We start from the raw sequence: 12,802 nt of genomic DNA on the forward strand, positions 1-12,802 counted from the left end.
TGGCGGAAGGGAAAGCGGCTTGCTATATCTCGCCTTATGGTGAGGACGAGCCAATGACGCCCTATGATTTCAAAGATCCCGACGTGCGCCGCCGGCGGTTCCGCCCGATCCCGGTGCGCATGCTGGTGCCCAACGTCATCACGCTGCTAGCGATCTGCGCCGGCCTGACGGCGATCCGGCTGTCGATCGAAGGGCGGATGTCGCTCGCGGTCTACGCCATCGTGTTCGCGGCCGCGCTTGACGGCATCGACGGCCGCGTCGCGCGGATGATCAAGGGACAGTCGAAATTCGGCGCCGAGCTCGACAGCCTTGCCGACTTCGTCAATTTCGGCGTGGCGCCTGGCTTGATGCTGTATTTCTGGCAGTTGCATGAGCTGGGTAATGCGGGCTGGATCGCCGCGATGGTGTTCGCGATCTCCGGCGGCCTGCGGCTCGCGCGCTTCAACGCCACCATGGACGACCCCAACAAGCCGGCCTTCGCGGCCAATTTCTTCACCGGCGTGCCGGCGCCCGCCGGCGCGATCACGGTGCTGCTGCCGATCTACGTGGCGTTCCTCGATCTCGGTCGCTGGCCCGCGGCGGTGACGGCCGGCTATACGCTGCTGATCGCCTTCCTGATGGTGTCGCGCCTGCCGGTGTTCTCCGGCAAGACCATGCGCATGCGGGTGCCGCCCGAGCTCGTGCTACCGGCGTTCGTCGCGGTGATCTTCTTCATCGCGCTGGTGATCGCCTATCCCTGGCACCTGCTCTCGATCGGCACGGTGCTGTATCTCCTGGGCCTGCCGCTCGGCTACAAATCCTACCGCGACCAGGCGCGCGCGGTGGAGGTTGCAGCGCCATCGGGAGGCGAGGTCACGGCGCCGCCATCATCTTCGGCGCTGACGGCGAACCCACCCGAGCCGCCGCGCGACGACCGGCCCGATCGGCTGCACTGAGCGGCGACACGCGGATATCTGCCATGAGCGCGCCCTGAGTTGGGTCCGCGCCCGATCTCGGCTATATCGCCCTGTGCCGGCGGCATCGCGCAAACAGCCGTCGCCAATCTGGGAGAGAACGCCGTGACGAATTCCGCGACCGGGCGGCTGCCCGCTTCCGTCCTCGAAGCGCTGGGCCGCTATGACACGCCGACGATTTGCAACGCCATGGAAATCGTGGCGCCCGAGCGCCGGCTGATCGGCTACACCACCAAGCAGCTCGTCTGCCCGTTTCCCGACCTGCCGCCGATCGTCGGCTACGCCCGCACGGTTGCGATCCGCTCGGTCCTGAAGTCCTCGCTGCCTGCGGAAGAGCAGTCCAGGCGCCGCATCGACTATTACGAATATGTCGGCACCGGCCACGGTCCGCGCATCTCGGTGATCCAGGACATCGACGGACCCGACGTCGGCTACGGCGCGTTCTGGGGCGAGGTGCAGAGCAACGTACACAAGGCGCTCGGCTGCCTCGGCGTCATCACCGACGGCTCGATCCGCGACATCCCGCAATGGGCGCCCGGCTTCCAGGCGCTCGCCGGCTCGATCGGCCCGTCGCATGCCTGGGTGCATGCGGAAAGCTTCGGCGGCGAGGTGCGGGTGGCCGGGATGACCGTGAAGTCCGACGACCTGATCCACGCCGACCAGCACGGCGCGATCGTGATCCCGCTCGACGTTGCTGCAAAACTTCCCGAGGCCGCCGAACTGTGCGGCCGTCGCGAGACGCCGATCCTGGAGATCGCCCGCAGCCCCGACTTCTCGCTGGAGAAGCTGAAGGCCGCGCTGAAGCGCTCGGCGGAAATCCACTGACGGCGTGATTGAACGATTTAGGGCTGCGACGCCGGTCGTGGGCTGCCCTGTTCCGCCAAGAACAGGGCGGCCTGATCCGGCTCGCCGAACATCGCGGCGGCGCATCCGATCAAGGTGAAGCCGCCGGCCAAATCCCACAGCGTGATGTCTTGCGCATTGTCGGGGACCTGAAGCAGGCGCGCTGCGATCACGGCAAAGATGGCTTCGGCAAAGAGCAGGATGCTGAACGCCGGCAGGACGAGCTCCGGTTCAAGCAGGTGGAGCGCCAGCACCGCGGGAAGCGCGATGAGCAGGCTGAACAGTGTCACCATTGCGATGGCTCCGGCCATGAGCATGCCGCAGGGCTACAGAATACTGCATGATCCCTCGTCGCCGATGTGGCGCAGGGCCGCAGCGGAGGCGCACAATGAAGATGCATGACAAGACGGTCCTGATCACCGGCTCGACCGACGGCGTCGGCCGTTACGTCGCTCGCCGGCTGGCCGAAGGCGGTGCAAGGGTTCTGATCCACGGCCGCGACGCCGCGCGCGCAAAGACGCTGATCGACGAAATCGTGAAGGCCGGCCACGCCGCGCCTGCCTTTTATCAAGCCGACCTGTCGTCGATTTCAGGCACGCGCGCGCTCGCCGCGGCCGTGATCCGCGATCACCGGCGTCTCGATGTATTCGTCAGCAATGCGGGCATCGGTTCGCAAAACGACGGTCCGCAGCGGCAGGTCAGCGGCGACGGTCACGAACTGCGCTTCGCCGTGAACTATCTCTCGGGCTTCCTGCTGGCTCATCTGCTGCTGCCACTGCTGCAAACCGCGGCGCCGTCGCGCATCGTCAACGTCGCCTCGCTCGGCCAGCATCCGATCGATTTCGATGATGTCATGATCACGAAGGGCTACAGCGGCTCGCGCGCCTATGCGCAGAGCAAGCTCGCGCAGATCATGTTCACGGTCGACCTTGCGGAAGAGCTCAGGGCCACCGGCATCACCGTGAACTCGCTGCACCCGGCGACGTACATGAATACCACGATGGTGCGTGCCGGCGGCATCGCGCCGATCTCGACGGTGGAGCAGGGCGGCGCGGCGATCCTGCACCTGGTCGAGGGCGACGACGTTGCTGGCAAGAGCGGCCTGTTCTTCAACGGCATGAACGAGGCGCGCGCCAATTCGCAGGCCTATGATGCCGATGCACGCAAGCGCCTGCGCGCGCTCAGCCTGGAGCTGACGGGCCTGTCTGCCCTAGCGCGGCCCCATCATGGTTAGCAAAGAGTTGAGATTCCGTCGGCTGTCGGCAAGGCCAGCGCGCGCCGTGCGTTCGTGCCACGCTGTCCAGACTTAACCTTTACGCGTCTTTAATCGCGGCTCACTAGGGTTTCCGATGCGGTTCGGGGTTGGACTGCGCCACCGGCCAGGACGGCCGTTGTTGCGTTCGCGTTGGAGTCTCCCATGGATATCATGACGAGCATCGGGCTCGTGGCGGGCATTATCGTCATCGCGGTGATGATGCTGCTGGGCGGCGACCTTCACATGTTCGTCTCCGAGCATGCGATGATCATCATCTTCGGCGGATCGACCGCAGCGACCATGATCCGCTTTCCGCTCTCAGCGCTGATGCACGGTCTGCCGCTCGGTGCCAAGTTCGCGTTCACGATGAGCCGTCTGTCGGCGCATGATCTGGTTGACGAGCTCGCCCGCATCGCCGAGATCGCCCGCAAGCAAGGCCCGGTAGGCTTGGAAAAGGTCGAGACCGACGAGCCGTTCCTCGCCAAGGGCATTCGCTACGTCGCCGACGGCTACGATCTCGATTTCATCCGCGACAATCTCGAGCGCGACCGCGACAATTTCCTGATGCATCTGGACGAAGGCAGCAAGATCTACCGCGCCATCGGCGACTGCGCCCCTGCCTTCGGCATGGTCGGCACGCTGATCGGAATGGTGCAGATGTTCGCCAACATGACTGACCCCTCCAAGCTCGGCCCGTTCATGGCGACCGCGCTGCTCGCCACGCTGTACGGCGCGCTGGTCGCGAACCTGTTCTGCATACCGATCGCTGACAAGCTGCATGGCAAGCTGCTGGACGAAGAGACCAACCGCACGCTGATCATCGACGGCATCCTGATGATCCGCGACTCCAAGAGCCCGACGCTGGTGCGCGAAATGCTGCTGGCCTATCTGCCCGAGAAGCACCGCCACGCCGACGGCGAGCCGGTTCCGGCCTGATCGCGCGCACCGGGATCTAGGTCATGGCCAAGAAAAAGCGCGGCGACGCACATGGCGGCGGACACGGCTGGTTCGTGACCTTCGCCGACCTGATGGGCCTGATGATGAGCTTCTTCGTGATGCTCGTCGCGTTCTCGACCCAGGATGCCAACAAGCTGAAGGTCGTCGCAGGCTCCATGCGCGACGCCTTCGGCGTCCAGACCGAAGCGCGCTACGCCGGCATCGTCGAGTCCGACGGCCTGCCGACGCGGCCGCGGCTGAAGAACGTCGACCACATCCAGCCCGAGGATTCCTCCAACACGCCGACGCCGGACCAGGAGGATCGTGACCGAACCTCGGGCGCGAAGATCAAGGTCGATCGCAACTTCGCGCTGGCGGCGGCCTCGTTGCGCCAAGCCTTGCAGGACATGCCGGAACTGACCGAGATGTCCAAGCACATCATGTTCGAGGAGACCAAGCAGGGCCTCAACCTCGAGATTGTCGACCAGGACGGCCGCTCGATGTTTGCCGACGGCTCCAAGGTGCCCTACGACCGCACCCGCCGCTTGATCGAGAAGCTCGCGACTCCGCTCAAGGCGACGCCGCTGCGCGTCTCCATCGCCGGCCACACCGCAGCCGGCTTCGTGCCGGCCCGCAGCGATTACGGCGCCTTCGACCTGTCGGCCGATCGCGCCAATGCCGTGCGCCAGATCCTCGAGCGCGAGGGCCTGCCGCCGGCGCACATCTTCGCCGTCGCCGGAAAGGCGGATACCCAGCCGCTGTTTCCGGACGATCCCTCGCTCGCGGCAAACCGGCGGGTGACGATAACCCTGATGCGCGAAGATCCGCCGCTGCCGCCGAATTTGAAGCCGTAGGGCACTTGCGCTACCATTTTACCTGAGGCATGTCGTCGCTATGGCGATGAACGTGGCCGCGGCGTCACAGCATCTGCCTCGGTGCCTGCTATGGTGGTGTGCCGATTGACAGACGGGCCGGAAGCGTCAAAAGGCCGGATCAATTCCAAGGACCAAGCGTTCTCCACCTCACATGACGGCGAGCATCACATCGACCGAGACCCAAGAGGGCCCGGTCACCTCGGGTTTTTGGGCCCTTACGCTGGGGAGCATCGGCGTCGTCTTCGGCGACATCGGGACCTCGCCGCTCTACGCGTTTCATGAGGCAGTCAGGGGCGCGGCCCATGGTGGGCCGGTCTCGCGGGTCATCGTGCTCGGCGTGCTCTCGCTGATTCTCTGGGCGCTCTTTATCGTCGTCACCGCCAAATACGTTCTGCTGCTGCTGCGCGCCGACAACAACGGGGAGGGCGGCACGCTCTCCCTCATGGCGCTCGGCCAGCGTGCGCTCGGGCGGCGAAGCTGGTTCCTGCTCGCGCTCGGCGTGGTCGGCGCCTCCATGTTCATCGGCGATTCCATGATCACGCCGGCGATCTCGGTGCTCTCGGCAGTCGAAGGCCTGAAGCTCGCCACGCCGGCCTTCGAGCACTATGTCGTGCCGCTCACCGTCATCATCCTGGCGCTGCTGTTCGCGGTCCAGAGCAAGGGCACGGCGCTGGTGGCGTCGGCCTTCGGGCCTGTCATGGTGGTCTGGTTTACTTGTCTGGCTGTGATGGGCATCGTTCACATCGCCGACGATCCGTCGGTGCTGGCTGCGATCAATCCCTATTACGCGGTGCAATTCCTGCTGTCGCACGGCACGATCGGCCTGGTGACGCTGGGCGCAGTATTCCTGGCGGTGACCGGTGGCGAGGCACTCTATGCCGATCTCGGTCATTTCGGCCGCAAGCCGATCCAGTTGGCCTGGATGTACTTCGTGCTGCCCTCGCTCCTGATCAACTATTTCGGGCAGGGCGCGCTGGTGCTCTCCGACCCCAGCGCGATCGAGCATTCCTTCTATCGCATGGTGCCCGAATATCTGGTGCTGCCGCTGGTCGGACTTGCGACCGCGGCGACCGTGATCGCGAGCCAGGCGGTGATCACCGGCGCTTATTCGCTGGTCTATCAGGCGGTGCAGCTCGGTCTCTTGCCGCGCTTCGAGGTGCGCTACACCTCCGAAACCCATGCGGGCCAGATCTATCTGCCGCGCGTGAACCGGCTGCTCCTGATCGGTGTGATGCTGCTGGTGCTGCTGTTCCGCACCCCCAGCAACCTTGCCTCGGCCTATGGCATCGCGGTCTCCACCACCATGGTGGCCGACGGCATCATGGGCTTCATCGTGATCTGGAAATTGTGGAACTGGCGCGCCGCGACGGCCGCGGCGGTGATCATGCCCTTCGTCGTGGTCGACATGACCTTCTTCAGCGCCAATCTGTTGAAGCTGCTCGAAGGCGCCTGGGTGCCGCTGCTGTTTGGCGCGACGATGGCGGCGACGATCTGGACCTGGCGGCGGGGTTCGGGAATCCTGATCCAGAAAACGCGCCGGATCGAGGTGCCGCTCGACGATTTGATCCGAAGCCTGGAGAAACGGCCGCCGCACGTCGTCAAGGGCACGGCGGTGTTCCTGACCAGCGATCCGTCCTTCGTACCCACCGCGCTGTTGCACAATCTCAAGCACAACAAGGTGCTGCACGAGCACAACGTGGTGCTGACCATCGAAACTGCGCATACGCCGCGGGTCGACCTTTCGGAGCGGTTCCGGATGGAGAAGGTCAGCGAAAAGTTCTCCAAGGTCCGCCTGCGCTTCGGTTACATGGAGCAGCCGAACGTCCCCAAGGCGCTTGCGATCGCGCGCAAGCAGGGTTGGCAGTTCGACATCATGTCGACCTCGTTCTTCGTGTCGCGCCGGTCGCTGAAGGCCTCGGCGCAGTCTGGCATGCCGCTGTGGCAGGACCACCTGTTCATTGCGCTAAGCCGGTCCGCCAACGATGCCACCGATTACTTCCAGATTCCCACAGGACGGGTGGTTGAAGTCGGGACCCAGGTCACCATTTGAACGTAGTTGGCGGATTTATGCATATTTGCATGGCTAAGGCCCGAAATCGGGCTAGGCTATGCCGGCAGCGCAGGCCTATAAGCCGCGCGCGCTTCCGCCATTGTGCAGTGAAGCATTTTAGAGGCCACCAGGCTCTCCCATGACGAGCGACGTAGCAGTTCCCGCCCCGGAAACGGCGGCGGCCAATGGGCATGGCGACGCCCACACCACCGCCGGTTTCGGCGCGCTGACGCTTGGCAGCATCGGCGTCGTCTATGGCGATATCGGCACCAGTCCGCTCTACGCGTTCCGCGAGGCGGTAATGGCCGCGTCGGGCGCGGAGGGCGCGCCCACGCCAGCGGCTGTTCTCGGCGTGGTGTCCCTCATCCTATGGGCCCTCATTGTCGTAGTGACGCTCAAATATGTCGTGATCCTGCTCCGCGCCGACAACAATGGCGAGGGCGGTACACTCGCTTTGATGGCACTGGCCCAGCGCGCGGTCGGCACCGGCGGCGCAACCATCGTCCTGCTCGGCATCATCTCCGGCGCGTTGTTCTATGGCGATGCCGTGATCACGCCGGCACTGTCGGTGCTGTCGGCCGTGGAAGGCATGAAGGACGTCACCGCGACGTTCGAGCCTTACGTAGTGCCGCTGACGGTGGTGATCCTGGTCTGCCTGTTCGCCGTGCAATCGCGTGGCACCGCCCGCGTCGCTGCCTTCTTCGGCCCGGTCATGTGTGTCTGGTTCGCCGTGATCGCGGTGGCGGCGATCCATCCCATCATCCAGCAGCCGCAAGTTCTGTTCGCTTTGAACCCGCTGTATGCGGTGTCCTTCATGCTCCATCACGGCATCATCGGCTTCGTGACGCTGGGCGCTGTGTTCCTCGCGGTCACCGGCGCCGAGGCGCTCTATGCCGACCTCGGTCATTTCGGCAAGCGGCCGATCCAGACCGCTTGGTTGTTCATCGTGCTGCCGTCGCTGGCGCTGAACTATCTGGGGCAGGGAGCTCTCGTCCTCGGCGATCCCGGAACGATCGAAAGTCCGTTCTTCCAGTTGTTTCCGCAAGGCTGGGCCCGCGGCGGCATGGTCGTCCTCGCCACCGCTGCCACCGTCATCGCGAGCCAGGCTGTCATCACCGGCGCCTATTCGCTGACGCGCCAGGCGATTCAGCTCGGGCTGCTGCCACGGTTTGAAATTCGCCATACGTCTGAAGCCCATTCCGGCCAGATCTTCATCCCGCGCATCAACCAGCTGCTGCTGGTCGCGGTGGTGCTTCTGGTGCTGCTGTTCCGCTCCTCCAGTGCACTAGCGTCGGCCTATGGCATCTCCGTCACCGGCACCATGGTGGTCACGGCGATGATGGGCTTTGTCGTGATCTGGAAGGCCTGGAGGTGGTCGCCGTTCGCTGCCGCAGCGTTGATCGTCCCGTTCCTGTTCCTCGACCTGACCTTCCTGGCCGCGAACCTGCTCAAGGTGTTCGAGGGCGGCTGGGTGCCGCTCGCGCTCGGCGCTCTCATGATCATGCTGATGTACACGTGGCGGCGCGGCAGCCGGCTGCTGTTCGAGAAGTCGCGCAAGCTCGAATTCCCGCTCGCCGACCTCGTCGCGATGCTGGAGAAGCGGCCGCCCCAGCGCGTGCCTGGCACCGCCGTGTTCCTCACCAGCGACCCCATCAGTGCGCCGACCGCGCTGATGCATAGTCTGAAACACTACAAGGTGCTGCACGAGAAGAACGTCATTCTCACCATCGAGACTGCTCAGACGCCACGGATCGATCCGGCCGAGCGCGTGAAGCTGGAGCAGGTCAGCCCGACCTTCTCCAAGGTGACGCTGAAGTTCGGCTTCATGGAATCGCCCAACGTGCCGAAGGCGCTGGCTATTGCCCGCAAGCTCGGTTGGCAGTTCGACATCATGTCGACCTCGTTCTTCCTGTCGCGGCGGGCGCTCAAGCCCGCCGCCCATTCCGGCATGCCGCGCTGGCAGGATCGGCTGTTCATCTCGCTCAGCCGCTCGGCCAACGATGCCACCGACTATTTCCAGATCCCCAGCGGCCGCGTGGTCGAGGTCGGAACGCAGGTGACTATCTGACCCTCCATCTGAAGGTCGCGCTTCAAGTCGCTGCGATTTAGCTTTAACTTGCAGGACGCAGCTCAAGCCTTTGTAGCGCTTGATTTTCGTGAGCCGAGAGGCGAGGTTGCCGCCGGCCGGGATCGCCCCGGCATGCGGCTGCGACGTTGGAGGATGATATGGCAAACCAGGTACAGGATCTGACCCCGGACGAGGTCTCCAAGGGTGTCGCGGAAGGGCGCTATCTCCTCGTCGACGTCCGCGAGCCGAACGAGGTCGCGGTCGAGGCCTATCCTCACGGCGTGGTCGTGCCGCTCTCGACCTTCGATCCCAAGGCGATCCCCGATCCCCAAGGCAAGCAGGTCGTGTTTGCCTGCCGCTCCGGAAAACGCTCGGTGACCGCCTCGCTCGCCGCGCAGGAGGCGGGCCTGCCTTACGACAAGCATCTCGCAGGCGGCATGTTGGGGTGGAAGGCGGCGGGTCTTCCCAGCAAGGTCGGTGGCTGATCGGGCCGATGTCCAAAAGCTGTTCCCTGAACAAGGTCTTCGCCGACCTTCCCGTCACCATCTTCGAGGCGATGTCGCAGGCTGCACGCGACAACAACGCCATCAACCTCGGCCAGGGTTTTCCCGACGATCCCGGTCCTGAGGACATCCGCCGCGCCGCGGCCGACGCCTCGCTCAACGGCTACAACCAGTATCCGTCGATGATGGGCATCCCGGAGCTGCGCCAGGCGATCGCGACGCATTACGGCCACTGGCACGGTCTCAAGCTCGATCCGATGAGCGAGGTGATGGTGACCTCGGGCGGCACCGAGGCCCTGACCTCTGCCATTCTCGCGGTGGTTCAGCCCGGCGACGAGGTGGTCTGCTTCCAGCCGGTCTATGATTCCTATCTGCCGATCATCCGCCAGGCCGGCGGCATTCCGCGCCTCGTGCGGCTCGAGCCGCCGGGCTGGCGGCTGAATGAGGACATGCTGAAAAGCGTCTTCAATTCAAAGACCAAGGCGGTGCTCTTCAACAATCCCTTGAATCCCTCCGCGGTGGTCTATCCGCGCGAGGACCTCGAGCTGCTGGCGCGGTACTGCCAGGAGTTCGACGTCATCGCCATCTGCGACGAGGTCTGGGAGCACGTCACCTTCGACGAGCACAAGCACATCCCGCTGATCACAATCCCCGGCATGCGCGACCGCACCATCAAGGTCGGCTCGGCCGGCAAGATCTTTTCGCTGACGGGCTGGAAGATCGGTTTCGTCTGCGCCGCGCCGCCGCTGTTGCGCGTTGCGGCCAAGGTGCATCAGTTCCTCACCTTCACGACCGCGCCGAACCTTCAGGCCGCCGTCGCCTACGGCCTCGGCAAGCCCGACGAGTATTTCCTCTCGATGCGCAAGGATCTGACGCGGAGCAGGGACCGCCTGACCAAGGGACTGGAAAGCCTCGGTTTCCCCGTGCTGAAGTCGCAGGGGACCTACTTCCTGACCGTCGACCTGTCTCCGCTCGGGCTGAACGAGAGCGATGCCGAGTTCTGCTGGCGAATCGTGCGGGACTACAAGGTGGCGGCGATCCCGGTCTCGGCCTTCTACGAACAGGACCCGGTCACCTCGGTGGTCCGCTTCTGTTTTGCCAAGAAGGACGAGACGCTCGACACCGCATTGGAGCGGCTGTCGGACGCGGTGCGCCGCCGCAAGGGATAGATGATGACGAACGTCAGCCGCCTTGGCGTTTTCCTTGGTCTTGCGACCGCCGCGGCGCTGACGCTGCTCTCGCCAGGGGCGGTCGCCGAGGAGCGCGTCGTCAACTTCTACAACTGGTCCAACTACATGGCGCCGGACGTCCTTGAGGCCTTCACCAAGGAGACCGGCATCAAGGTGGTCTACGACACGTTTGACGCCAACGAGACGCTGGAGACGCGCCTGATGGCCGGCAAGTCCGGCTATGACGTCGTGGTGCCGACGGCCTATTTCCTCCAGCGCCAGATCAAGGCCAGCATCTTCCAGAAGCTCGACAAGTCGAAGCTGCCGAACCTTAGCCATGCCTGGCCCGTGGTGACCGAGCGCCTCGCCATTTACGATCCCGACAACGTTTACGCCGCCAACTACATGTGGGGCACGACCGGCATCGGCTACAACGTCGCCAAGGTGAAGGCGATCCTGGGAGCGGACGCGAAGATCGACAGCTGGGACATCGTCTTCAAGCCGGAGAACCTGGCAAAATTCAAGGATTGCGGCGTTCACATGCTCGACTCCGCCGACGACATTTTTCCGGCGGCGCTGAACTATCTCGGGCTCGATCCGAACTCGACCAGGCAGGCCGACCTCGAGAAGGCCGCCGACATCGTGGCGAAGGTTCGCCCGTCCGTGCGCAAGTTTCACTCCTCCGAGTATCTCAGCGCGCTCGCGACCGGCGAGATCTGCTTCGTGGTCGGCTGGTCCGGCGACATCATGCAGGCCCGCGCCCGCGCCGCGGAGGCCAAGAGCGGCATCGAGATCGGCTACGCGATCCCGAAGGAGGGCGCACAGATGTTCTTCGACAATCTCGCGATCCCCGCGGATGCCAAGAACGTCAAGGAAGCCTACGAGCTGATCAACCATCTCTACCGCCCGGACGTCGCCGCCAAGAACTCGGACTTTCTGTCCTACGCCAACGGCAACCTCGCCAGTCAGAAGCTGCTCGACCCGAAGATTTTGAACGACAAGAACGTCTATCCGGACGACGCCGCGCTCGCAAAGCTCTTCGTCATCACGGCGCGCGAGCCGGCGACGCAGCGGATCATCAACAGGCTCTGGACCAAGGTGAAGACGGGAAGGTGAATGTAGTCATTCCGGGGCGATGCGAAGCATAGAACCCGGAATCTCGAGATTCCGGGTCTGGTCCTTCGGACCATCCCGGAATGACAGTGGGCCCGCTACCGCCACCGCCGGTGCAGCCACAGCCATTGCTCCGGATGCTCGCGAACCCAGCCTTCCACCACGCTCGTGATCGCCTGGGTCGTGCCCTGGATGTCGATCTTGCCGTCGGCGTCGCGCATCGGCTTGATCTCCTCGGTCAGCTCGCCGCGGAAACGGTTGCCGGGGAGACGGATGATGCGGACGCCGTGGATGGGGCATTCGACCTGGCGCAACAGCCGCGCCAGCATCGGATTGGCGCGGGTCTTGCGGCCGAAGAAGGTGACCTCGACGCCGCCGGTCAGGTATTGGTCGATCAGCATGGCGACGTGCTTGCCGTCCTTCAGCGCCTGTGCGAGCCGCAGCGGCGCGTCGCGTCCGGCAGGGATCAGCGTTCCCATGTTGACTTGGCGCATCTCCTGGATGATGCGGTCGGCTGACGCGATGTTCGGCCGGCGGTAGAGGATCGCGGCGTCCAGCCCATGCGCGACGGCGGCGAGCGCCGGCAATTCCCAATTAGCGAGATGTGCTGCGAAGATCAGCGCCGGCTTGCCGTCGTCCCGGATCTGGTCGAACAGCTCGACGCTGCGCGGCGGCAGTTCGATCCGGCCCTTGTCCGGATGGTCGCGATCATAGTCCCAGACGTGGTCCATATGGGCGAACTCGGCGCCGACCCGGCCGAGATTGTCCCAGACGCCCATCAGGATGTTTTCGATCTCCTCCGGCGTTTTCTCCGGGAAAGCGGCGGTGAGGTTGGCGCGGCCGATACGGTGCTCGCGCAGGCGCGGGCCGATCAGGCGGGTGACGCGCGAGAAGAAATCCGCAGTCTTGGCGGGATCGAAATAGCGCGTCGTGCGCAGCATGCCGACGGTGGCGGCCCCGACGAGGCCTCCGCCGAGCGATTTGGCAGCCTCCCGCGCGCGGGCCTTGATGCTCGCAGGTAACAGCGCCATGCGACC

Annotated in this window: 12 protein-coding genes; 10 read left to right on the top strand and 2 right to left on the bottom strand. The window is 64.6% G+C overall.

Features of this window, described 5'->3' with window-relative positions:
- Positions 1 to 53 precede the first annotated feature (53 nt).
- Together IVB18_RS21100 and IVB18_RS21105 are read left to right on the top strand one after the other, a co-directional pair.
- Positions 54 to 935, top strand: coding sequence for a phosphatidylcholine/phosphatidylserine synthase (locus IVB18_RS21100; protein WP_247990883.1), 882 nt, complete (start codon positions 54 to 56; stop codon positions 933 to 935).
- Positions 936 to 1,058: 123 nt separating this feature from the next.
- Positions 1,059 to 1,778 (top strand): RraA family protein, encoded by a 720-nt coding sequence (locus IVB18_RS21105; RefSeq protein ID WP_247990884.1) that lies wholly within the window; start codon positions 1,059 to 1,061, stop codon positions 1,776 to 1,778.
- Between the two features lie 17 nt (positions 1,779 to 1,795).
- On the opposite strand, the gene IVB18_RS21110 is transcribed toward IVB18_RS21105, so the two are convergent.
- Entirely contained in the window at positions 1,796 to 2,089 is a 294-nt protein-coding gene (locus IVB18_RS21110; RefSeq protein ID WP_247990885.1) for a hypothetical protein, read from the bottom strand.
- Between the two features lie 95 nt (positions 2,090 to 2,184).
- On the opposite strand from IVB18_RS21110, the gene IVB18_RS21115 reads away from it, so the two are divergent.
- The 8 genes from IVB18_RS21115 (at position 2,185) to IVB18_RS21150 (ending at position 11,768) form a co-directional block, all read left to right on the top strand.
- Entirely contained in the window at positions 2,185 to 3,030 is an 846-nt protein-coding gene (locus IVB18_RS21115; protein WP_247990886.1) for an SDR family NAD(P)-dependent oxidoreductase, read from the top strand.
- 183 nt (positions 3,031 to 3,213) lie between these two features.
- Positions 3,214 to 3,987 (top strand): MotA/TolQ/ExbB proton channel family protein, encoded by a 774-nt coding sequence (locus IVB18_RS21120; RefSeq protein WP_247990887.1) that lies wholly within the window; start codon positions 3,214 to 3,216, stop codon positions 3,985 to 3,987.
- A 23-nt stretch (positions 3,988 to 4,010) separates the two neighbouring features.
- Positions 4,011 to 4,841, top strand: a complete 831-nt coding sequence (locus IVB18_RS21125) for a flagellar motor protein MotB (RefSeq protein ID WP_247990888.1) — start codon at positions 4,011 to 4,013, stop codon at positions 4,839 to 4,841.
- A 172-nt stretch (positions 4,842 to 5,013) separates the two neighbouring features.
- Positions 5,014 to 6,912, top strand: coding sequence for a potassium transporter Kup (locus IVB18_RS21130; protein WP_247990889.1), 1,899 nt, complete (start codon positions 5,014 to 5,016; stop codon positions 6,910 to 6,912).
- A 139-nt stretch (positions 6,913 to 7,051) separates the two neighbouring features.
- Positions 7,052 to 8,980 carry a potassium transporter Kup gene (locus tag IVB18_RS21135; RefSeq protein WP_247990890.1) on the top strand — a complete coding sequence of 643 codons (1,929 nt, stop codon included), beginning with the start codon at positions 7,052 to 7,054 and terminating at the stop codon, positions 8,978 to 8,980.
- Between the two features lie 158 nt (positions 8,981 to 9,138).
- A complete protein-coding gene (locus tag IVB18_RS21140) occupies positions 9,139 to 9,465 on the top strand; it encodes a rhodanese-like domain-containing protein (RefSeq protein WP_247990891.1) in 327 nt (108 codons plus the stop codon).
- Positions 9,466 to 9,473: 8 nt separating this feature from the next.
- Positions 9,474 to 10,652, top strand: a complete 1,179-nt coding sequence (locus tag IVB18_RS21145; protein ID WP_247990892.1) for an aminotransferase — start codon at positions 9,474 to 9,476, stop codon at positions 10,650 to 10,652.
- Positions 10,653 to 10,655: 3 nt separating this feature from the next.
- A complete protein-coding gene (locus IVB18_RS21150; protein ID WP_247990893.1) occupies positions 10,656 to 11,768 on the top strand; it encodes a polyamine ABC transporter substrate-binding protein in 1,113 nt (370 codons plus the stop codon).
- 95 nt (positions 11,769 to 11,863) lie between these two features.
- On the opposite strand, the gene IVB18_RS21155 is transcribed toward IVB18_RS21150, so the two are convergent.
- Positions 11,864 to 12,796 carry a lipid A biosynthesis lauroyl acyltransferase gene (locus IVB18_RS21155; protein ID WP_247990894.1) on the bottom strand — a complete coding sequence of 311 codons (933 nt, stop codon included), beginning with the start codon at positions 12,794 to 12,796 and terminating at the stop codon, positions 11,864 to 11,866.
- Positions 12,797 to 12,802: the final 6 nt, after the last annotated feature.

It is taken from the genome of Bradyrhizobium sp. 186 (genome assembly GCF_023101685.1).
Taxonomy (GTDB): domain Bacteria; phylum Pseudomonadota; class Alphaproteobacteria; order Rhizobiales; family Xanthobacteraceae; genus Bradyrhizobium.